The sequence below is a fragment of the Corynebacterium sp. KPL1986 genome (assembly GCF_000477975.1).
Classification (GTDB): domain Bacteria; phylum Actinomycetota; class Actinomycetes; order Mycobacteriales; family Mycobacteriaceae; genus Corynebacterium; species Corynebacterium accolens.
Map to the genome: position 1 here is coordinate 921,512 of NZ_KI515719.1, position 20,030 is coordinate 941,541.

Annotated in this window: 19 protein-coding genes; 8 read left to right on the forward strand and 11 right to left on the reverse strand. The window is 62.5% G+C overall.

From position 1 onward, the window contains the following. Positions 1 to 8: 8 nt before the first annotated feature. Positions 9 to 1,007, forward strand: a complete 999-nt coding sequence (locus tag HMPREF1287_RS04305; protein WP_023017266.1) for a GTP pyrophosphokinase family protein — start codon at positions 9 to 11, stop codon at positions 1,005 to 1,007. Here HMPREF1287_RS04305 and HMPREF1287_RS04310 read toward each other — a convergent pair. From HMPREF1287_RS04310 to ilvA, 4 genes are read right to left on the reverse strand one after another with little or no spacing between them, the layout of a single operon-like run. Next, a complete protein-coding gene (locus tag HMPREF1287_RS04310; RefSeq protein ID WP_023017265.1) occupies positions 1,004 to 1,393 on the reverse strand; it encodes an RNA-binding S4 domain-containing protein in 390 nt (129 codons plus the stop codon). The two genes, HMPREF1287_RS04305 and HMPREF1287_RS04310, sit on opposite strands and share 4 nt — an antisense overlap. Then, positions 1,393 to 1,632 (reverse strand): hypothetical protein, encoded by a 240-nt coding sequence (locus HMPREF1287_RS04315; protein WP_005278507.1) that lies wholly within the window; start codon positions 1,630 to 1,632, stop codon positions 1,393 to 1,395. The genes HMPREF1287_RS04310 and HMPREF1287_RS04315 overlap by 1 nt, the downstream gene beginning before the upstream one ends. After that, positions 1,629 to 2,273 carry a YigZ family protein gene (locus HMPREF1287_RS04320; protein WP_005283783.1) on the reverse strand — a complete coding sequence of 215 codons (645 nt, stop codon included), beginning with the start codon at positions 2,271 to 2,273 and terminating at the stop codon, positions 1,629 to 1,631. The genes HMPREF1287_RS04315 and HMPREF1287_RS04320 overlap by 4 nt, the downstream gene beginning before the upstream one ends. Further along, positions 2,273 to 3,541, reverse strand: a complete 1,269-nt coding sequence (ilvA, locus tag HMPREF1287_RS04325) for a threonine ammonia-lyase IlvA (protein ID WP_023017264.1) — start codon at positions 3,539 to 3,541, stop codon at positions 2,273 to 2,275. The genes HMPREF1287_RS04320 and ilvA overlap by 1 nt, the downstream gene beginning before the upstream one ends. A gap of 122 nt (positions 3,542 to 3,663) precedes the next feature. On the opposite strand from ilvA, the gene HMPREF1287_RS04330 reads away from it, so the two are divergent. Further along, positions 3,664 to 5,553 (forward strand): choice-of-anchor I family protein, encoded by a 1,890-nt coding sequence (locus HMPREF1287_RS04330; protein ID WP_023017263.1) that lies wholly within the window; start codon positions 3,664 to 3,666, stop codon positions 5,551 to 5,553. Positions 5,554 to 5,618: 65 nt separating this feature from the next. Then, positions 5,619 to 6,098, forward strand: coding sequence for a hypothetical protein (locus HMPREF1287_RS04335; protein ID WP_005278493.1), 480 nt, complete (start codon positions 5,619 to 5,621; stop codon positions 6,096 to 6,098). Positions 6,099 to 6,265: 167 nt separating this feature from the next. On the opposite strand, the gene dnaE is transcribed toward HMPREF1287_RS04335, so the two are convergent. After that, positions 6,266 to 9,838: a DNA polymerase III subunit alpha gene (gene dnaE, locus HMPREF1287_RS04340; protein ID WP_005278490.1), complete on the reverse strand. Its 3,573-nt coding sequence runs from the start codon at positions 9,836 to 9,838 to the stop codon at positions 6,266 to 6,268. Between the two features lie 45 nt (positions 9,839 to 9,883). Between dnaE and rarD the strand changes: the two genes are divergently transcribed. Then, positions 9,884 to 10,759, forward strand: a complete 876-nt coding sequence (gene rarD / locus HMPREF1287_RS04345; RefSeq protein WP_023017262.1) for an EamA family transporter RarD — start codon at positions 9,884 to 9,886, stop codon at positions 10,757 to 10,759. 244 nt (positions 10,760 to 11,003) lie between these two features. Here rarD and HMPREF1287_RS04350 read toward each other — a convergent pair whose 3' ends face one another. From HMPREF1287_RS04350 to lspA, 4 genes are read right to left on the reverse strand one after another with little or no spacing between them, the layout of a single operon-like run. Beyond that, positions 11,004 to 12,026 carry an HNH endonuclease signature motif containing protein gene (locus HMPREF1287_RS04350; RefSeq protein WP_034654119.1) on the reverse strand — a complete coding sequence of 341 codons (1,023 nt, stop codon included), beginning with the start codon at positions 12,024 to 12,026 and terminating at the stop codon, positions 11,004 to 11,006. A gap of 60 nt (positions 12,027 to 12,086) precedes the next feature. Further along, on the reverse strand, positions 12,087 to 12,626 hold the full coding sequence (locus HMPREF1287_RS04355) for a hypothetical protein (protein ID WP_023017260.1): 540 nt from the start codon (positions 12,624 to 12,626) through the stop codon (positions 12,087 to 12,089). Next, positions 12,623 to 13,549, reverse strand: a complete 927-nt coding sequence (locus HMPREF1287_RS04360; RefSeq protein ID WP_005278479.1) for an RluA family pseudouridine synthase — start codon at positions 13,547 to 13,549, stop codon at positions 12,623 to 12,625. The genes HMPREF1287_RS04355 and HMPREF1287_RS04360 overlap by 4 nt, the downstream gene beginning before the upstream one ends. Further along, positions 13,542 to 14,042 (reverse strand): signal peptidase II, encoded by a 501-nt coding sequence (lspA, locus tag HMPREF1287_RS04365; RefSeq protein WP_023017259.1) that lies wholly within the window; start codon positions 14,040 to 14,042, stop codon positions 13,542 to 13,544. Before lspA ends, HMPREF1287_RS04360 begins: the two co-directional genes overlap by 8 nt. Positions 14,043 to 14,074: 32 nt before the next feature. Between lspA and HMPREF1287_RS04370 the strand changes: the two genes are divergently transcribed. Continuing rightward, positions 14,075 to 15,019 (forward strand): hypothetical protein, encoded by a 945-nt coding sequence (locus HMPREF1287_RS04370; protein WP_023017258.1) that lies wholly within the window; start codon positions 14,075 to 14,077, stop codon positions 15,017 to 15,019. Positions 15,020 to 15,031: 12 nt separating this feature from the next. Here the strand turns inward: HMPREF1287_RS04370 and HMPREF1287_RS04375 are convergent, their stop codons facing one another. Further along, positions 15,032 to 15,667, reverse strand: a complete 636-nt coding sequence (locus HMPREF1287_RS04375) for a hypothetical protein (RefSeq protein WP_005283813.1) — start codon at positions 15,665 to 15,667, stop codon at positions 15,032 to 15,034. Positions 15,668 to 15,774: 107 nt separating this feature from the next. Between HMPREF1287_RS04375 and HMPREF1287_RS04380 the strand changes: the two genes are divergently transcribed. Then, a complete protein-coding gene (locus tag HMPREF1287_RS04380) occupies positions 15,775 to 16,689 on the forward strand; it encodes an asparaginase (RefSeq protein ID WP_023017257.1) in 915 nt (304 codons plus the stop codon). Here the strand turns inward: HMPREF1287_RS04380 and HMPREF1287_RS04385 are convergent. Then, complete coding sequence (locus HMPREF1287_RS04385) at positions 16,686 to 18,071, reverse strand: DNA polymerase IV (RefSeq protein ID WP_034654121.1); 1,386 nt, start codon at positions 18,069 to 18,071, stop codon at positions 16,686 to 16,688. The genes HMPREF1287_RS04380 and HMPREF1287_RS04385 overlap by 4 nt on opposite strands. A 79-nt stretch (positions 18,072 to 18,150) precedes the next feature. On the opposite strand from HMPREF1287_RS04385, the gene HMPREF1287_RS04390 reads away from it, so the two are divergent. Continuing rightward, positions 18,151 to 18,795 carry a GntR family transcriptional regulator gene (locus HMPREF1287_RS04390; protein WP_034654123.1) on the forward strand — a complete coding sequence of 215 codons (645 nt, stop codon included), beginning with the start codon at positions 18,151 to 18,153 and terminating at the stop codon, positions 18,793 to 18,795. After that, positions 18,792 to 20,024 (forward strand): MFS transporter, encoded by a 1,233-nt coding sequence (locus HMPREF1287_RS04395; RefSeq protein ID WP_023017254.1) that lies wholly within the window; start codon positions 18,792 to 18,794, stop codon positions 20,022 to 20,024. The genes HMPREF1287_RS04390 and HMPREF1287_RS04395 overlap by 4 nt, the downstream gene beginning before the upstream one ends. Positions 20,025 to 20,030: the final 6 nt, after the last annotated feature.

A 20,030-nucleotide genomic window follows, 5' to 3' on the forward strand; every position in this document is an offset into this window, starting at 1 on the left:
GGAGCACCATGGCGGAAAGCAGGATGTCGCGGCTGAGCAATCAGTACCACGCCTGGACCCGCAGCCACCCCACGGCGGCGGAGGATTTTCGCACCGCCATCGAGGACCTGCTCAATGACGCCGGCATCATCTTTGACCGGGTATCGACGCGCGTCAAGGCCTGGTCTTCACTCAAGCGCAAGGCCAAGAAGCGGGGCGAGGGCGGCGATTTCATCTACCCCACCCCGTGGGACGATATCCACGATGTCATGGGCGTGCGCGTCACCTTGTACCACTCCACCACCATTCCCAATGCGCTAGACGTGCTGGGCGAATCTTTCAAGGTCGTGCGCTCTGTGGATAAGGCGGCCGAGACCCGCATTTCCGGTGGCTTTGGCTACGGTTCCCACCACCTGGTGCTCACCGTGACGGATGATAGCGCGGCGGCCATGGAGGAGCTCGCCGATTTTGTGGGTTGGACCTTTGAGGTGCAAATCCGCACCGTGCTGCAGCACGCGTGGGCGGAATTCGAGCACGATATCCGCTATAAGCAGGGCCCTACCCCGCCCTCGCCCGAGGTCGACCGCCTATTTACGCTGGCCGCCGGCCTCATCGAACTTGCCGATCAGCAATTCGATGAAATCGCCGCGCTCAAGGCCCCGCGCACGGAGGCGGACACGGATGTGGAGCTTACTCCGGAAACCCTGCCTGGCGTCCTGGCCATCATTTTGGGCAATCGCTTCCCGCTTTCGCGTTCGGAGCACTACCGCTTCCTCGCGGAAATCTTGGAGGAAAACGATATCCGGTCCTTGGACCAGCTGGAGCAGCTGCTTGACGATGACGCCATTGCCCACGTCCACGACACCATGCGCTATCGCTTTCGGCCCGGCCAAGTGCGCCTTATCGATGACCTGCTGCTCAATAAGTTTGGCAAGCAGCACATCGAGGCAACCGCTGAATCCGGCGACCGCGCCGGCCGCCGGCGCCGCCTGAACGCGCGCCTTAAGGCGCTGCGCGCCAACTCCTAGCGGAACCCGCCGCGGAATTTTTCCATATCACGGCGCTCCTTCTTCGTCGGCCGGCCCGCGCCGCGGGGGCGCACCGGTACGGATGGCATGAACTCCTTGGGCGGCGGCGGGGGCGCGTGATCGGTATAGCAGGTGCGCGCCACCGGCGCGCCCACGCGCTTGGCGACGGTAGCCAGCACTTCCAAATCGTGCTCGTGGTGGTTGCGCCACACGCGCACCCTATCGCCTGGCACGACTTGTTGCGCGGGTTTGACCGCTTCACCGTTGATTTTCACGTGCCCGGCGCGCACTGCGGTGGCCGCGGCGGATCGGGTTTTGAACATGCGCACCGCCCATACCCAAGCATCAATGCGGACGGGGCGGCCGCTTGGCTCCGGGGTAGGCATTAATAATTATTGTGGTTCTCGTTGACGATTTTGCGAATCTTCAACCAGTTATATCCGCCACCCACCACGGCGATGATAAGGCCCAAAACCATCCAAGCGGCCAAATTAGCAGAAAGCACACCTAAAACAACTCCTGCGCCGAGGCCACCGGCAACGGAAATAACGGCGTTGCGGGAGTGCTTGCGCACCTGCTGCTTGCGCTGCGCAATGGGGTTATTCGGTCGCTGCTGCATAGTCATGACCCAGATCCTACCTCAACCCAGGCAGAGCCTGCTTCGCGCGCGCTGATTTCGCCTTGGGAAAGCGCGGCGAGCATCGCCTGGAGCTCATCGAGCCCACCCGGGCGCACGGCGACGGTAAAGGTTACGGCTGCACCGTACTCGGTATCGGTGATATCGATGCCGCGCCCGCGCAAATCCGCCTCGAGGCGCCCGGCCGTGGCGTGCGGGCATTCCACGGTATAAAGCTCCCGGCGCGCCCGGGTGACCGCCTCGACCTTTTCCATGGCCTCGCTGACCGCCCCGCCATAGGCATGCACAAGCCCGCCCGCACCCAGCTTGATGCCACCGAAGTAGCGCACGACCACCGCGCAAATATCGAGCATTCCAGAGCCGTTCACCACATCCAACATGGGCTTTCCAGCGGTCCCGGAAGGCTCGCCATCATCGGAGGAACGCTCCACTGGGTTCGCGTCGTCGACGTGGTAGACATAGGCGGAGCAATGGTGGCGGGCATCGGGAAAGCGCTGGCGGGCGGCATCGATAAACGCCCGTGCTTCTTCCTCGTTTGTGACCCGGCCGATCAGGGTGATAAACCGCGAGCGCTTGATCTCAATTTCGTGTTCTACCTGGCCGGTGGGGCGCCGATAGGTATCGCGCATTAGGCCACCAGGAAATCGTACTCGGGGGTATTCGGCTGCAGGTGCTGCACCGAGATCTTGGACTCGGCCATCCGCTCCTTCAGCCCTGCCAGGTCTTCGGCGCGGCTTAGCTGGATGCCCACCAGCGCGGCACCGGTCTCGCGGTTATTGCGCTTGAGGTACTCGAATAGAGTGATGTCATCGCTAGGCCCCAGGATTTCAGACAGGAAGTGGCGCAGCTGGCCTGGTTCCTGCGGGAAATTGACCAAGAAGTAGTGCTTCAGGCCGCGGTGCACCAGCGAGCGCTCCATGATTTCGGCGTAGCGCAACACGTCATTATTTCCCCCAGAAATCACGCAGACCACCGTCGAACCCGGCTCCAGCGGCACACGCTGCAGCCCAGCCACGGACAGCGCACCGGCGGGCTCGGCGATAATGCCCTCATTCTGGTACAGGTTGAGCAGGTCCGTGCACACCGCCCCCTCAGAGACCGTGTCCCAGTGCAGGCGCGATTGGTTGGCCTCCAAAATCTCATACGGCAGCGCGCCCAGGCGCTTGACCGCCGCGCCATCGACGAACGGATCCACGCTCTCTAGTGCCACCGGCCCGCCGTTGCGGAAGGCTGCTCTTAGCGATGCCGCCCCTTCCGGCTCCACCCCCACCACCTTCGCGTGCGGCGCCATATCCGCCATGTAAGAGGTGATGCCAGAAATCAGCCCGCCGCCGCCGACGGGAACGACGATGGTATCGACCGAGGCGCCCTTTGCCGAAAGCTGCGCCAAGACCTCCGCCGCCACGGTGCCCTGGCCAATGATCGTATCGCGGGCATCGAAGGGCTCGATGAAGGTGGCGTGGCGCTCGGCGGCATCGGCATGCGCGGCGGCCGCGGCCTCGTCAAAGTTGCCACCCACTACTACGAGTTCCACCTGATCGCCGCCGTGCACGTGGATGCGGTCGCGCTTTTGCATGGGCGTGGGCTCCGGGACGAAAATCTTGCCCGGAATCCCCATGGTGCGGCACGCATACGCCACGCCCTGGGCATGGTTGCCTGCCGATGCCGTCACGATGCCCCTCTCCCGCTCCTCCTGCGACAGGCTGGAGATGCTATTGAGCGCGCCGCGTATCTTATACGAGCGCACGTCCTGGAGATCCTCGCGCTTTAAATAGACCTCACAGCCCGTTTCCGCAGAAAGCCGGGGGCAATACTGCAGCGGCGTCGGCGCGATTTCAGAGCTGATGCGTGCCTGTGCCTGCTGGATATCGGATGCGTGGATGGTCGATTCAGTCATGATTGCAGAGTCTACTCGCCCTACCTAGTGTTCGACCGATTCACCTAGATTTCATTCCGGTGTAGCGCGCCTGTTACGTGGGCCCGAGACAATGGAGCGCTCAACAAGAAAGGACTCTCTCTATGTTTAAGCGCACATCCATCGGCGTGGCTGCCTGCCTTGCGCTCAGCTGCGCCCCGGCCGCCAACGCGCATATCGTCGATAATGTTTTGGAACGCTCCGCCGACGATGCTGCGGTAAAGCTCAGCCCCATTGGCTCCTATGAAGCTGGGGTCATGGGCAAATCAGCAGCGGAAATCGTGGCCTACCACGCCGCCTCCCAGCGCATTCTCACGGTGAACGCGCAATCGGGCAAGGTGGATATCCTGGATGCCTCCGATCCCACCAACCCCAATAAGGTTGCCTCGGTATCTGCCGGCGGCGATAAGGAAATCAACTCCGTGACCGTGCGCCCCGATGGCCTCGCCATCGCCGCCGTGCAGCAGGCAGACAAAACCGAAAACGGCGAGGCCCTGCTTTTCGATGCCGCCTCCGGCGACGAGCTCGGCCGCGTGCCGCTCGGCGCGCTGCCAGATAACGTGCACATCACTAAAGACGGCGCCTATGCCTTGACCGCGAATGAGGGCGAGCCCTCCGATGAGCTCACCGCCGACGGCACCGAATACGCAAAAGACCCAGAAGGCACCGTATCCGTGATTTCCCTGCCTGATGGTGTCGCGGCGCCCTCTGTTGCCGATGTTCGCACCGCCGATTTCCGCGCTTTCGACGGCCCTGATGCAGAACTTGACCCGTCCATTCGCGTCTTCGGCCCAGAAAACCACCACAACAAACCTTCGCTCGACTTCGAGCCGGAGTATATTTCCTCCGCCGATGGCAAGGCCTATGTCACCTTGCAAGAAAACAACGCCATCGGCGTGATCGATATCGCCTCCGCCACCGTAGAAAAGGTGCTGCCCGCCCACATCGCGGATCACTCCGTTGTCCCCCTCGATCCCTCCAATAAGGACGGCGAGGCAAAGCTGCGCACGATCCCTGTGCATGGGCTATCCATGCCGGATTCGATCGGCGCCTTCCAGACCAACGGCCAGACCTACTTCGCAACCGCCAATGAGGGCGATGCCCGCGACTGGGGCGGCTACACCGATGAGGTCAAACTGAAAGAGCTCGTTGAAGAGGGCCAGGTTTGTGATTCCGTCGACCTGCCAGAAGGCATCGAGGACAAGAAATACGCCGGTAACCTCAAGTTAAGCAATGCCTCTGGGTGGAATGAGGAAAAGGGCTGCTTCGATGGCCTGTATTCCTTCGGGTCCCGCTCCTTTAGCATTTACGATGCCGAGGGCAACGTCGTCTTCGATTCCGGTTCCGACTTCGAGGAAATCACCAAAGACATCGAGGGACTTAACTTCAATGCCGATAACGAAGACCCCGACTTCGACGATCGCTCCAATAATAAAGGCCCCGAACCGGAAGCCCTGACGATTGGATCAGTTGGAGATCGCACCTATGCCTTCATCGGCATGGAGCGTGTGGGCGGCATCTTTGTCTATGACGTCACCGACCCCGCTCAAGCCGAGTTCGTCACCTATACCAATAACCGCGATTTCACCGTGGACTACGACGAAGATAATGTCGCCGCCACCAGCTTGGCCGGCGACTTGGGCCCAGAGGGATTGACGTTCGTTAGCAAGGAAGACTCGCCTACTGCCGATGCCCTCCTTATCGCCGGCAACGAGGTATCCGGCACTACCACGGTCTTCTCCGTCGCCGATCTCGTGGGCGGCGCCCAGGCTGAAGGCGACGACGCCGACTCCGATGAAAATGGCGACGATACTCCCGGGGCGTCGCTGCCTGATGACGGTTCCGGCAGCAGCTTCATCGGGAAAGGTATCGGGATTATCGCCGGTGTCATTGCCCTCGGTGCCATGTTGAGCGGGGTGTTGCACTTCATGCCGCAGGTGGCGGATCAATTTTATAAGATGCTTCCTGAACCCATCCGGCAATTACTTCCATAGATTTTTAGCCTTAAAGCTGCTACGTTTTAACAAGCTAAAATCTGAACTTTAAGGAGCCTTTCCCTATGCGTAAACGACTCAGCACCTCTCTCGTCGCTGCCACCGCTGTGGCGGCGGGCCTTGTCACCCCGGCTGTTGCTTCCGCAGATGAGACCGGCAAGGGGCTCAGCGCTGAATGCAAGGCCCAAGTAGAAGCTGCCAAGCAAGAGCACCTCAAGAACATCGAAGAGGGCAAGGGCGGAGTCAACCTGTCCAACCCAAATAAGTTCCTCGAGGGCTTGCTCAATGGCTACGGCACCGCCGGCATGCCGAAGCAGCCAGATTGCGTGACTAAAGAGGCACAGCAACAGCAGCTCGATAGCTTGACCAAGCTTGGCTCCTCCGAGGAAACTGCAGAAAAGTTCCTGAAGGTCTCGCAGTGGACCGCCGTCATCGCCGGCGCCGTCGCTGCGATTCTGCAGACCTACGCCGCCATCGCCAAGTTCAACCCGGCAGTTCTCGAACCGCTGAAGGCTGCGCTTGACCGCTTGGGAATTAAGTACTAATCTCCGATTTCCCAAAAAATGGCCGCCGTTGCATGTGCACGGCGGCCATTTCTTTATGCCCAGCTTTTCGCGCAGGCGGCCTGGCGGCTTCGCCCTAGGCCCGTCGCCACCTCAATCCCTGTTCGCCTCAGAAAGAGGGAGCGCAGGGACGAGGCGGGCAAATTCTACTAGCCCAAAATGCCAGCGCCCATGGTGGCCTTCAGATCCCCCATGAGGTTGCCGGATCGTTGCACGCGGAGGTGCTCGCCTAGGACCATCGTGGTGGTTTGATCGCCTTCGACAAGCTCAAGGTAAACATCGGAATCACCGTGGTTTTTGACCAAGACTTGCTTGAGTCGGGCGATATTTTCCATCGTGCACTGGTCCGTGCGCATGGTCAGGCGCAGCGGCAGGCTCGCGCCACCGCCGGGTCCCAGCTCGGGGACGCGAATATCGGAACAAAACAGCGACCGGCGCTCATCGCGCACCTTGACGTTGACGCGCGCCAAGATGATGTTGTCTTCCACGATATGCGGCGCTGCCAGCGAATAGACCTTATTGAATACCAAGATCTCTACCTGCGCGCCGTTGTGGTCTTCTACCGTGACAATCGCCCACGGGGAACCATCGCGCTTAGAAAAGCGCCGGTCCACGCCGGAAATGATGCCGCCGATGATGAGTTCTTGGCCATTGTGTACCTCATCGTTGAGGATCTTGGTCAGCGGAGTATTGGTCTGCGCAGCTAGGGCCTCTTCGAAACCATCGAGTGGGTGGCCAGAAACGTAGAGGCCCAGCATCTCTCGCTCAAGTGCCAACTCGTGCTTGCGATCCCACGAGTCGTCCGGCACATCAATGGCAAAGGCGCCCTCCGAAGAGGCATCGTCACCACCGCCGAAGCCGGCAAAGAGGTCGAATTGCCCCTTATCCGCCGCCTTCTTGGTGGTCTGCACGGCATCGACGGCGTCCTCGTGAATCAACATGAGGCCCTTGCGCGGCTGCTGGAAATCATCAAAGGCGCCGGCCTTAATCAGCGCCTCGGTCACGCGCTTGGAACACGCCGCAAGGTCGATCTTGTCGAGGTAATCGCTAAAGGACGTAAACGCCCCCTTTGCCTTGCGCGAGGCAATGATGGATTCGACCACTTCAGAGCCCACGTTGCGGATAGCGCCCATGCCGAAGCGAATATCCTCGCCCACAGCTTGGAAGTCCTCCTCGGACTCATTGACCGAAGGCGGCAAGACGTTAATGCCCAAGTGGCGGCAGTCCGACAAGTAGATGGCGGACTTATCCTTCTTATCGCCCACAGAGGTCAACAGCGCTGCCATGTATTCCGGCGCGTAGTAGGCCTTGAGGTAGGCAGTCCAGAACGAGACCAACCCGTAGCCCGCGGCGTGAGACTTGTTAAACGCGTACGACGCGAAGGGCTCGATGGTCCCCCACAGCGCATCCATGGCGGATTTGGAGTACCCATTTTCTTGCATGCCGCCCCAGAATTTATCGTATTGCTGGGCCAGGACCTCGGGCTTTTTCTTACCCATCGCCTTACGGAAGCCATCTGCCTCGCCGGCGGTGTAGTTCGCAACCTTCTGTGAGATACGCATGATCTGCTCCTGGTAGACGATAAGACCATACGTCTCATCCAGGATTTCCTTCAGCGGCTCCTCGAGCTCAGGGTGAATCGGGGTGATTTCCTTACGCCCGTTCTTGCGGTCGGCGTAATCCCAGTGGGCATTGACACCCATCGGGCCAGGGCGGTACAGGGCCAAGGAGGCCACGATGTCTTTGAATCCGGTAGGCTTCATGCGCTTGAGCAGCTCCTGCATTCCGCCGGAGTCCAGCTGGAACACGCCCAAGGTATCCCCGCGCGAGAGCAGGTCATAGACCTTGGAGACCTTGGGGTCATCGGCATGCAGCTGCTCGAGCTGCACTTCTTCGCCGCGGTTGCGCTTGATGTTTTCGATGGCATCGCCAATAACGGTGAGGTTGCGCAGGCCCAGAAAGTCCATCTTCAACAGGCCAATGGCCTCGCAGGCGGGGTAATCCCAGCCGGTGATATAGGCGCCATCGGCAGGCCGCTTCCACATCGGGATGTGGTCCATCAACCGCACCGAGGCCATAATCACCGCGCAGGCGTGCACGCCAGCCTGGCGAACAACACCCTCCAAGCCGCGCGCGGTGTCATAAATCTTTTTCACATCCGGGTCAGTTTCCACCATCTGGCGGACCTCGGCGGCCTCGGAATAGCGCTCGTGGTCGGGGTCAGTAATGCCCCGCAGCGGAATATCCTTCGCCATAATCGCCGGCGGCAGCGCGCCGTTGATACGGTCGGCCATCTGGAAGCCGGGCTGGCCAAAGTGTACCTTGGCGGAGTCCTTAATGGCCTGCTTGGTTTTCACCGTACCGAATGTAATGACCTGGGCAACCTTGTCCTCGCCCCAGCGCTCGGCGGCGTAGGTAATCATCTCGCCGCGGCGGCGATCGTCGAAGTCGATATCGATATCGGGCGCAGATGGGCGCTCGGGGTTCAAAAAGCGCTCGAAGAGCAGATCATGTTCTAGCGGATCAATATTGGTAATGGTCAGCGCGTAGGCCACGAGCGCGCCCGCCGCGGAACCACGGCCGGGCCCCACGCGGATGCCCACCGAACGCGCATACTTAATAAGCTCCGCCACGATGAGGAAGTAGGACGGGTAGCCCTTCATCTCAATCACGGAAATCTCGTACTTGGCGCGCTCGATATACTCCTCCGGCACATCGCGCCCGGGGAACCGCTGCTGCAGCCCCTCCATCACCTCGTGGGTCAGCCAGGAGGTGGGGGTGTGGCCCTCGGGGACATCGGCAATGGGCATGCGGTCGTGGGGGTGTTCCTCCCACACCTCGCTGTAGTCTTGCACGCGCTCGGCAATCCACAGGGTGTTATCGCAGCCATCCGGAATCAGGTCATCCCAGGTATCGCGCATCTGCGCGGCGGACTTGATGTAGTAGCCGGTACCGCCGAACTTGAAGCGGTCCGGGTCCATGAACGTCTTGCCGGTCTGCACGCACAGCATGGCCTCGTGCGCCGGAGCCTGGGATTCCAGCACGTAGTGGCAGTCATTGGTCACCAGCGGCGGCAGGTCCAGCTTCCGGCCGATTTCGAGCAGCCCATCGCGCGTGCGCTTTTCGATGTCCAGCCCATGGTCCATCAACTCCAAGAAGAAGTTGTCCTTGCCATAGATGTCTTGCCACATCGCCGCAGCCTCGAGGGCCTCGTTGAATTGGCCGAGGCGCAGGCGGGTCTGCACATCGCCGGATGGGCAGCCGGTCGTGGCGATGATGCCATCGGCATGCTCGGCGATGAGCTCTGCATCCATGCGCGGCCACTTGCCCAGCTGGCCTTCGTAGGAGGCGAGCGAAGACAAGGTGAACAGGTTGCGCAGCCCGGTCGCGTTTTCCGCGATCATCGTCTGGTGCAAATACGCGCCCGAGGCGGAGACATCGTCGCGCTTTTGGTCCGGGGTGCCCCACAACACACGCTTTTTATTAAAGCGCGATTCCGGGGCCATGTAGGCCTCGATGCCGATGATGGGTTTGACCCCGGCGCTGGTCATGCGCTTGTAAAAGGCGTCGGATCCATACATATTGCCGTGGTCTGTCATGCCCACGGCGGGCATGTTTTGCTTGACCACCTCATCAGCCAACATATCGACCTTGGCCATGCCGTCCAGCATGGAGAACTCGGTATGGTTATGCAGGTGGACGAAGGAGGAGTTTTTGGCCATGCGGTCATCTTAGCGGGGCGGTCAAGATGACGATATTATGCGGTGATGATCTACACGCTCGCCGCATACATCATGTGGGGGTTCTTCCCCGCGTTCTTCCCGCTCCTGCTGCCGGCCACGCCGCTGGAAATCCTCGCCCACCGCGTGTTGTGGACCGCGGTTATCGTCACGGCGTTTTTAATATTCAGCGGCGGCTGGCGCGAATTGGTGCGCATGGACAAGCGCACGTGGGGCTGGCTTGCCGCCGGGGGCGTATTTATCACGGTCAACTGGGGCACCTATGTGCTGGCGATTAATACTGATCACGTGGCCGATGCCGCTTTAGGCTATTTCATCAATCCCCTGGTATCGGTGGCGCTCGGCATGATCTTCTTAAAGGAGCAGCTGCGCCCATGGCAGGCGACCGCCGTCGCCGTGGCGGCGATCGCGGTGCTGTATCTGACCTTCTTTACCGGCCAGGCGCCGTATATCTCGCTGCTATTGGCGGCATCGTTTGGCATCTACGGGCTTATCAAGAAGCAGGTGCGGGTTTCGGCAGCGGTCTCGGTCGCGGCAGAGGCTTTGGTGGTCTCCCCCGTTGCCATCGCCTATATCGTGTGGATCGAGAAAGCCGGCCACGGCACGTTCACTTCGGAAGGTACGCCGCACATGCTGCTCTTAATCAGCGCCGGCCTGATTACCGCGCTGCCACTATTGTGCTTCGCCCAGGGCGCGCGGACGCTGCGCTTGTCGACGATCGGCATGCTCCAATACCTCACCCCCATCATGCAGATGCTATGGGCGCTCTTTGTCACCCAAGAGCACTTTTCCGCGCACCGGTGGATTGGCTTCGCCATCATCGGCGTGGCGGTCAGCATCTACATTGCGGATCTCATTCGCGTTCGCCAAAGCGCGCCGCGCAAGAGTGCGCGGCGCGGGTAAGCGGCCGAAAGGAGTCCCCGGCACGGTGAGTAGGGTGTTAGAGCGCTACGCGCAAGAGTGCGCGGCGCGGGTAAGCGGCACGCAAGAGTCCGCGGCGAGGGGGGAATGCGAAATGGTTGCGTGCGCAGGAAAACGGTACGCAGGAATGTCCTGCGTGAAAAGGGGTTCGCGAGAGTGTGCGGCGCGGGAAAACGGCGCGTAATGGTCGCCGCTGGGAGGGCGGGCCTTGGGCTCAAAGCTGTGGCTATCTGGGCCCGGTATCAACGAGGTCCGGCGGTGGCGGTTGCCAGGGTTTAATCCACCGCACGCCGCCGTGCACGCGCTCGAACCGGCCATTGCGGGGACGGGCCGCGCGGTCGTCGTCATTGCGGCCGTTGTGGTGCGGGCACGCTACGGTGAGGTTCTTGGCATTGGTCCAGCCGCCGCCGGCCCAGCTATAGATGTGGTGGACTTGGCACTCATCGGCTGGGCGGTGGCACCCGCGTGCCGGGCAGATGGGGTTTTCGGCGGCGGCCATCATAAATTGCTTCCACGTTGCCCCGCGCCGCATGCGGTACAGGTTCACCGGCCCCTCCACGGGGTGGAGAAGAGTGATAAAACCTTCCTCCGCCATTGCGCGCTGGGCCAGCTCGGCGCCGCTAATTTGCGCTCCGTTGGTCATGGTGACCGTGACGTCTTTATCGCCCTGCACAACGGCGCTTAGCTTATCCAGCGGGATTACCACGTTGGTGCGCACGGTGGAGGTGGAGGCGCCGGAATGGAAGAGGGCGGCGACATCGGCAAGCGTGCCTGCTTGGTTATGCAGCTCCGCGACGAGGCTGGAGCTGCCCGTAATCGTCAGCGTCCACGGTTTGCCGGCGGCTCGGCGGCGCAGCCGCACCCCGGGTTTGGGCTCGCGCGGCGGGCGCAGCGCGCGCACCTTCTTGCGGGCGAGCTTGTCCATCGCCTGAGTATCGGCCGATACCTGGGCAAGCTCCGCGCGCAGGGCCCAGGCCCGGGCTTGGGTGGGCGCGCGGCGGGCGTGCTTTTCGATGACCTCCAGCGTCGGCAGCGAATGCCCATTGCGGCGCGCCCCCTCGACCGCGCGACGCTGGCGGCGCGTAAAGCTGGTCGGCCCGAAATAGATCTGGGAAAGGTGGGCTATCGACGCGGCGGCGGCATCCGGCATTCCGGCGGCGGTCAGCTCGGAGGCGGGCATATCGGCGGCCTCGGCGAGGATATCCATCGCCGAGTTTAAAGCCGCAATATATGCCCGAATGTGTTCCATGCTCCCGATGCTAAGCCGCCACCCCACACCCCGCGCGGCGAAGCGTTCAGGATGGCAATTTTAGCTGGGTGGGCGCACGGCGAAGCTGCCCCAGGCGGCATCGGCAGGCGCGGGCTCGACGGCGGCGACGGCGGGGAGGGAGGCGACATCGGCAAGCTGGGTGCCCGTGCCCCACACCACGGCGGCGCTGACCGCGCTGGGGCGCTGGCCGTAGGAGGCACCGATGCGGTCGAAGGTGCGGTTAATCACCGCAGCGCGATCCTCGCCGGCGACCGGCTCCGGTACCGCAATGGGCGCGGTCGAGCCCATAAGGATGGCATCCATGCGCGGAACGTCAGTCAACGCGGCAGCGACGGCGACAGGCGGCAGCTCGGTATCGAAGGTAACCAGCGCATACGTGGCGGCATCCGGGTCGATGTCCATGGAATTAACGCGCTCAATATACTCCGCGCGGGACTCCCCATCCGGGCCTAGCTGATCGCCTTGCACGCGCGTGGATGCTTGCGTGCCCAGCGTGCCAAAAAGCACCAGGACCACCACGACCGCCACCAGCACCAGGGCCAGTGCCGCTAGCCGACGCCGCCAATAAAACTTCCTCATCCCTGCAGGCGCTCCAGGGCCTGTTGCAGGTCATCGGGGTACGGCGCGCGGGCCTCGAACCACTTCCCGGTGCCGGGGTGGGTAAAGCCCAGCTGCACCGCATGCAGCCACTGGCGCTCGAGTCCTAGGCGGGCGGAAAGCTGCGGGTTCGAGCCGTACATGGGATCGCCGACGCAGGGATGCCCGGTGGCGGACATGTGGACGCGGATTTGGTGGGTGCGGCCGGTTTCCAGGTGCACCTCGATGAGGCTGGCCTCGCGAAAGGCCTCGATGAGGCGGTAATGGGTGACAGCGGCCTTGCCATCGTCAAGCACGGCGAATTTCCAGCCCGACTTCGGGTGCCTGCCGATGGGCGCATCGATGGTGCCTTCAATCGGATCGGGCAGGCCCTGGACCACCGCGTGATAGGTCTTTTTCACGGTCCGGTGCTTAAACGCATGCTTGAGTGCGGAATAGGCGCGCCCGGAGGAGGCCACGACCATGACCCCGGAGGTGCCCACGTCCAGGCGGTGGACGATGCCCTGGCGCTCGGTGGGGCCAAGCGAGGCCACGTTATACCCCGCCGCGCGCAGCCCGCCGATGACCGTCGGCCCATCCCAGCCCACGCTCGGGTGCGCGGCGACGCCCACGGGTTTGTGCACGCAGATGATATCGGCGTCGCTATATAAAACGTCCATGCCCTCTACCAGCTCTTCGCGCGGCAGCAGGGGCTTTTCCGGCTCTGGGAGCAGCACCGAGACCACCTGGCCGGACGCCAGGCGCTCGGATTTACCGAGTTCCTGCGAATCCACGGTGACCCCGCCTTCTGCGCACAGCTGGGCAGTGGCCGAGCGGGAGAGGCCGAGGAGCTTGGCAAGCGCGGCATCGGCACGCATGCCCTCCAAGCCTTCTGGAATGGGAAAACTGCGCAATTGCCTATTCATTTTCCGCCCTCCGTTCCGCGAGCAGCATGGCGCCGATAAAGATGACAACGCCGCAGGTAATGGCCGCATCTGCGATATTAAAGACCGCGAACGAGCCGACCGAGATATAGTCCACGACGTGCCCGAACCAGAAGCCCGGGTCGCGGAAGATGCGATCTGCAAAATTGCCCAATGCCCCACCGGCAATGAGCGCCAGCCCCAGCGCCTGGCCGGTGTTGTGGATGCGCGGGGCGGCGATGGCAACGCCTAAGACGAACGCCAATTGAATGGTGGTAAACAGCCAGGTCGATCCCTCGCCACCGATGGAAAACGCCGCGCCCGGGTTAAAGAGCAGGGTAAACCTGAACCAGTCCCCGATGACATAGTGCGGCACACCCTCCGTCAGGACGGTAAGCATGAGTTGTTTTACGGCTTGATCCACAACCGCCACGGCGATGACCACCGCGGCGATAAGACCTGTCTGACTCCTTCGTTTTTGGCTCACCCACACCATTCTAATCAGGAGCGTCCGGTATTTTGGTAAGCGTGTTTCGAGTCAAAGTTTTTACAGCCCTTTCCGCCGTCGCCGTAGCGCTAAGCGCCTGTTCTTATGAGACCCCCGGCCCCGCCGTGGAGCAGCCAGTCGGCCTGACTATCGATGCCCCGCGCCTGACCGTCGAAGAGGCCGGAACCGGGGAGAAGAAACTGCTGGAATATCACGACATCGACTCCTCGCAGGAGGTAACCTACCGCGCCACGGAGGGATTTTCGCAGGACCTGCTGAATAAATCCGCCGCCGCCGACTTCCAAGCCGCGGACGTAGATAAGGTGACCACTACCCTGCCGCTTTCGGCATCGGTGGATAAGGCCACCGAGGACGTCGAGGATCAATTGCCGGCCTCGCGCAACGCGTTTGTCACCGCAGGGGATCCGGAATACTCCGGCGATACCGATGTCTCTTCTGCGTCCGGGTTCCAATTTGGCTGGCGCGGCCAAGACAACGGCCAGATGAATTCCCTGCGCTTGGCCGCCCCGCAGGATGCGAGCGATGAGGCGCGCGGCACCGTCGAACAGGCGATCATGAAGCTGACCGCGCTGCCCATCGTCTTCCCGGAAGAAGAGGTCGGCACCGGCGCGACGTGGACGGTAGATTCGCGCGTGACCGGCGAATCCACGCTCTTGCAGACGACCCGCTATAAGGTCGAGTCCATCGATGGTGACCGCGTCACGCTATCCGTCGAGGTGGAACAACGCCCCACCCTGGGTGCTTTATCCTTCGAGGGCCAAGCCGAGGGCACGGAGTTAAAGGATAAGGAACTCGACGTGCTGGATTCTTCCACCAACTCCTCGGGAAGCATCACGGTAGACCTGACGAAACCGCTCCCCGTGGACGGTGACGTGTCCTTCGATACGAAGGTAACCTACGGCACCGCCGATTCAGATCTGCGCGTCGTGCAATCAAGCCTGACGGAGCTAGCGTTTTCCGAGTAGCGGGGAGGCGAGTTACTCAGCGGGGGCTTCTACGGGGGCCTCGGCAGGCGCCTGCTCTGCGCCTTCTGCGGGGGCATCGCCCTGCGCAGGTGCTCCGTTGCCCTCATCGGCCGGCAGCGCACCCGCACCGGTATCGGCACACATCTCCGGTACCTGCTCAGGCGGCACAGTGTTTTGAATCAGCGTGCAGGCCCAAGTCTTCGATAGTTTCCAGGTGCCGTCCTCATAAATAAACTCCACCTGGTCCGCGGTCTGCTCTTGGCCATCGGCCGTGGAGAAATTGACCGTGGTCAGCACGGATTGCGGATCATAGCCAGGCAAAACCGGATCCACGACCGCGAACTCCGCACCGGATTCTTCCTTGGAGCGCGCCATGGTGTCAAAGATCTCTGGGGCGGATTCGCCGCCTTCCACGGTGGCGGTCTTTTCTTCCTGCGATGCCTCCGGATCCGTGGCCTTTGCCAGGATGGCGTTCAAATCGGCGGCGGTTGGCAGTGCGGGGGCCGCGGAGTCGCCGTCGGCGGACGCGGATTCGCTGGATTCGCTGTTCTTGGTGGTGTCTTCTTGCTCGTCATCAGAAGAGCAGGCGGACAGGGCGGCCGCCGCGCTCAATGCGAGGCACGCGGCACCAAATTTGCGGAATTTCACTTCTCACTCCTCACGTCTGGGTTATAAACTCCCATCAGTTTACATTTGCACCAGCTTTTCTGGTCCGCGCCTGCCGCCTCGGCGCGTCTTCTTTTATTCTGGAAGGCATGACTAACCTCGCCCTCATCGCCACCGGCGGCACGATTGCCTGCACCACTGTACGGGATGGTTCCCTCGTCCCTACCGTCACCGGCGCGCAGCTCGCGGCCGATATCGACGCCGAAGTGGTGGAATTTCGCCAGCTCGATTCCTCTTCTATTACGCTCGCGGACCTCGACGAGCTCATTGGGGTGGTCAATGAGCAAACCGCCCGCGCGGACATCGACGGCGTCATCATCACCCATGGCACCGATTCGATGGAAGAGACGGCGATGGCGCTGGAGATTTTTTGCGCCGGCGATACGCCCATTGTGCTCACCGGCGCGCAGCGCTCCTACGATCACCCGCACCCGGACGGCCCGCGCAATCTCCGCGATGCGCGCGAGCTCGCTCTTAGCGGGCAGCCCGGCGTCTTCATCCGCTTTGGCGGCATGACCATCCCTGCGCGCGGGGCCCGCAAGCAGCACACCTCTGACCTGCGCGCTTTTGAGTCCCTGCGGGTCCCGGATGCCACCCCGCGGCTGCAGCCGCAGCCCTTGGCGCCGCACCCGGTAGAAATCATCCCTGCCTACCCCGGCGCGGGGCGCGTGCTTGTCGATGCCGCCCGCACTTCCGCCGCCGGCCTCGTCATCGAGGCCATGGGCGCGGGCAATATGAGTGGGGATATGGGCCGCGCGCTTGCCGATGCCCTCCGCGATGGCCTCCCCGTCGTTATTTCCACCCGCACCCCGTACGGCGCGACCGCGTTGTCCTATGGCGGCGATGGCGGCGGGGCGAGCCTGCATAGCTTGGGCGCGATCAACGCGGGTGCCTTCCGCCCCAGCCAGGCGCGTATTCTTTTGGCCGCGGTGCTGGCCACCGGCACGGACCCTGCCGAGGTATTCCGGCAAAGCCCTGACCCCAAGCGCTACCGCGAAGCCTAGTCTTGGGTTTCCAGCCAGTCTTGCCAATCTAAGGAATCGAGCGGATCCGCCGGCACCAAATCCCGGTCGCTGGCGGCAAAGGATTTCGTGCGGCCGGGTCCGGTGGCGCGGGTTTCAAAACGCACGCTGACCACCCCGTGCCCGGTGCCCTGGATCCAACCGTGGCCAAATTCCGGGTGGTAGACGTCCTGGGTGGCGTGCCACTGATCCTCCACATCGTCTTCGACTACCACGGTGGTCGGCGCCGGTGGCGGGGAGTCATCGCTCACGCCCGTTTCATAGTCGCTATCCGGCAGCACAGGCCGCACGATTTCGCGGTCGAGCTCAGGAAATAGTACGTCTTGGCGCGCGGCTTCCAGCCCGGAATAGCTCACCCCCACCAGGCGGATGGGGCCCAGCTCATCCGGGTAGCGCGCCAGCTTGAAGGCGGCGGCGGTCAATACCTCCAGGTCATCGGTGGCATAGGCCAGGGTGGTCGATCGCGATTCGATGTGGAAATCCGCCATTCGCAGCTTTACCGTCACCGTGCGCGCGCCGCGGCCATCTTTAAGCAGGCGGCGGTGCGCACCCTCGGCCGCGCGGGTAATCGCCGCGTCCACATCCGGTACCGTCAGCAGGTCCTTGGGATAGGTATGCTCCGTAGAAATCTGCTTGGAAATCGCGCGCGGGGCAACTTCCCTATCGTCGATGCCCTGCGCCAGCTGCCACAACTGCAGCCCAACGACGCTGCCGATGGAGATTTCCACCTCCTTTTGGGTCATGGCGGCCAGCGCGCCGATGGTCTCCACCCCGATGCCCTTGAGCTTGGCCTCCGTAACCGGACCGACGCCCCACAGCTTTCCCACCGGGAGCGGATGCAGCATCTCCAGCTGCTTATCCGCTGGGATGACATAGGTGCCATCGGGCTTGGCTTCGCCGGAGCCAATCTTGGCAAATTGCTTGCCGGAGCCCGCGCCGATGGAACACGGCAGGCCCGTTTCCTCCCGGATGAGCGCGCGCAGGTCGTCCGCCCACTGGTGCACCTCGTCCGCTGTCGCACCCACCAACGCCTCTGGCTCCATAAAGGCCTCATCGATGGATAGCTGCTCGATCACCTCCACGTGCTGGGAGATGATCTCAAATACCCGGCGCGAGGCCGCCGAATAGACCGCCCGGCGCGGACTGACCACCACCGCGTGCAGGCCCACCAATTGCTGGGCGCGATACATCGGCATCGCCGAGTGCGCGCCGTACTCGCGCGCCTCATAGGACGCACCGGCAACAACCCCGCGGCCGCCGACCCCACCGACGAGCACCGGCCGGCCCTGCAAAGTCGGTCGGGTCAATTGCTCGACGGAGGCGAAAAACGCATCCATATCGATGTGTAAGACCCAACGTTGCATGCCCTCCAGTCTAAGCCACGCCAACCCCAGAATTGGGAATAGGTTGACGCTTAAACTAACTTGTATGCAAGATGTATGCATGAGCGATACAAGCATGCAGCCTGCCGCGGAGCGGGTTTATGAATTGGTCAAAGAAAGGATCATCGACGGCACCATCGATTCCTCGCAGATGCTGTCAGAAGCCGCACTCGCGGCCGAGGTTGGGGTCAGCCGGACCCCTGCCCACGAGGCTTTCCTGCGCCTGGAGCTCGAGGGCTTTTTGCAGCTTTATCCCAAGCGCGGCGCGCTGGTCGTGCCGATTAGCCCCCAAGAAATCCGCGAGGTCTACGAGGCGCGCCTGCTTGTCGATGCCCACAGTGCCGAAAAGATCTGCGAGCTGGGTGAGGCGGAACGTGGGGGCATCGCCAAGCGCCTGCAAGAAAACATTGCGGCCCAAGACGCCGCCCTGGATGCCGAGGATCTCCGCGAATACACGCGCCTGGATGCCCAATTCCACCAAATCATCATGGATAGCGCCGGCAATAGCCTGCTGGCCAACGTGGGCCACCAGCTGCGCGAGCGCCAGCAGCGTTTTACCGCCACCGCCATCGGGCGCAATGTGGCGCGGGCTCGCGCGTTCGTCGATCAGCACCGCGTGCTTGCCGATGCCCTCCTCACCGCCAACCTGCCCGCCTACCTTTCCGCACTCCGTTCGCACCTGAAGAATTCGAAGGATCAACTATGAGTCAGGACACCACTAATCGCGACTGGTTACCCGTCGCAGGCAGCATGGTGGCCGTTGCCTGGGGCGGCAATGAATTTACTCCCCTGCTCGTGATGTACCGCGAGCAATCCCACTTCTCGCAGGTCACCGTCAACGGCCTCCTGGCGGCCTACGTCATTGGCATCGTGCCCGCGCTGCTTATCTCCGGGCCGCTGTCGGACTATATCGGCCGCCGCCCGACGATGCTGCCCGCCGCACCGCTCTCCCTGGCCGGGTCCTTCCTGCTGTCCATCGCTCCCGAAGAACCCCTCATCATCGCCGCCGGCCGCGTGCTGTGCGGGCTCGCCCTGGGCATCGTCATGGCGGTCGGCTCCACCTGGATTTCCGAGCTCATCACCCGCTCCGGCGGCGACCCCGCCGCAGGCCCCCGAAAGGCATCGATGTGCCTTACCCTGGGCTTCCTCATCGGCGCCGCCCTAGCCTCGGTGCTGGCCCAATGGGGCCCGTGGCCCACCCACCTGGCCTACGTCCTACACATCCTGCTTACCGTCATTACCGCGGTGTGGCTATTGAAAACCCCCGAAACCCGTCCACCCCGCGGCGCGACCGTCAAAGACACGTTCCTGGATTTAAGCATCCGCGATATGCTGCACATGCTGCACATTCCATCTGCCGCGCACCGCCGCTTTTCCCGCATCGTGCTGCCCGTAGCCCCCTGGGTATTCGGCTGCGCGGGCGCAGCCTATGCCCTCTTGCCGCAGCTGCTTTCTGATTCCGCCGGCGATGCCCCCATCGCCTTTTCCGGCCTCATGACCGTCATCACGCTAGGCTGCGGCGTTGGCATCCAAATGTTTGGCAAGGTCATTGACACCCACCGCTCCGCCCGCGCTTCCGCCGTTGCCATGGCCGTCATTACCGTCGGCACCATCTTCGGCGCCATCGCCGCGCGCACACTCTCCCTCCCACTCGGCATCACCAGCGCCGCCGTCATGGGCGCCGGCTACGGCCTAGCACTTGTCGCCGGCCTTTCCGAGGTCCAGCGCATCGCCGGAAAAGATGACCTCGCCGGCCTTACCGCCGTGTTCTATTCCGTGTCCTATACCGGCTTCTTTATCCCCATGGCCTTTAGCGCCCTCGCGCCCTACATAGGCTTCACCGCGCTATTCCTTATCGGCTCCCTACTCGCCGCATGCTGCCTCATCAACGTGATTCACGGCTGGCGCGCCCACCTGCCGGGCCCAGTGCGCTAACGGCCA

What these genes read in the sequence shown, in the direction of transcription:
- HMPREF1287_RS04350 (WP_034654119.1), bottom strand. Translation starts at nt 12,026, where the DNA reads ATGGAACACATTCGGGCATATATTGCGGCTTTAAACTCGGCGATGGAT.
- HMPREF1287_RS04395 (WP_023017254.1), top strand. Translation starts at nt 18,792, where the DNA reads ATGAGTCAGGACACCACTAATCGCGACTGGTTACCCGTCGCAGGCAGC.
- HMPREF1287_RS04360 (WP_005278479.1), bottom strand. Translation starts at nt 13,549, where the DNA reads ATGAATAGGCAATTGCGCAGTTTTCCCATTCCAGAAGGCTTGGAGGGC.
- HMPREF1287_RS04320 (WP_005283783.1), bottom strand. Translation starts at nt 2,273, where the DNA reads ATGCGCGATACCTATCGGCGCCCCACCGGCCAGGTAGAACACGAAATT.
- dnaE (WP_005278490.1), bottom strand. Translation starts at nt 9,838, where the DNA reads ATGGCCAAAAACTCCTCCTTCGTCCACCTGCATAACCATACCGAGTTC.
- HMPREF1287_RS04330 (WP_023017263.1), top strand. Translation starts at nt 3,664, where the DNA reads ATGTTTAAGCGCACATCCATCGGCGTGGCTGCCTGCCTTGCGCTCAGC.
- HMPREF1287_RS04390 (WP_034654123.1), top strand. Translation starts at nt 18,151, where the DNA reads ATGAGCGATACAAGCATGCAGCCTGCCGCGGAGCGGGTTTATGAATTG.
- HMPREF1287_RS04315 (WP_005278507.1), bottom strand. Translation starts at nt 1,632, where the DNA reads ATGACTATGCAGCAGCGACCGAATAACCCCATTGCGCAGCGCAAGCAG.
- HMPREF1287_RS04385 (WP_034654121.1), bottom strand. Translation starts at nt 18,071, where the DNA reads ATGCAACGTTGGGTCTTACACATCGATATGGATGCGTTTTTCGCCTCC.
- HMPREF1287_RS04380 (WP_023017257.1), top strand. Translation starts at nt 15,775, where the DNA reads ATGACTAACCTCGCCCTCATCGCCACCGGCGGCACGATTGCCTGCACC.
- ilvA (WP_023017264.1), bottom strand. Translation starts at nt 3,541, where the DNA reads ATGACTGAATCGACCATCCACGCATCCGATATCCAGCAGGCACAGGCA.
- rarD (WP_023017262.1), top strand. Translation starts at nt 9,884, where the DNA reads ATGATCTACACGCTCGCCGCATACATCATGTGGGGGTTCTTCCCCGCG.
- HMPREF1287_RS04355 (WP_023017260.1), bottom strand. Translation starts at nt 12,626, where the DNA reads ATGAGGAAGTTTTATTGGCGGCGTCGGCTAGCGGCACTGGCCCTGGTG.
- lspA (WP_023017259.1), bottom strand. Translation starts at nt 14,042, where the DNA reads ATGGTGTGGGTGAGCCAAAAACGAAGGAGTCAGACAGGTCTTATCGCC.
- HMPREF1287_RS04335 (WP_005278493.1), top strand. Translation starts at nt 5,619, where the DNA reads ATGCGTAAACGACTCAGCACCTCTCTCGTCGCTGCCACCGCTGTGGCG.
- HMPREF1287_RS04305 (WP_023017266.1), top strand. Translation starts at nt 9, where the DNA reads ATGGCGGAAAGCAGGATGTCGCGGCTGAGCAATCAGTACCACGCCTGG.
- HMPREF1287_RS04310 (WP_023017265.1), bottom strand. Translation starts at nt 1,393, where the DNA reads ATGCCTACCCCGGAGCCAAGCGGCCGCCCCGTCCGCATTGATGCTTGG.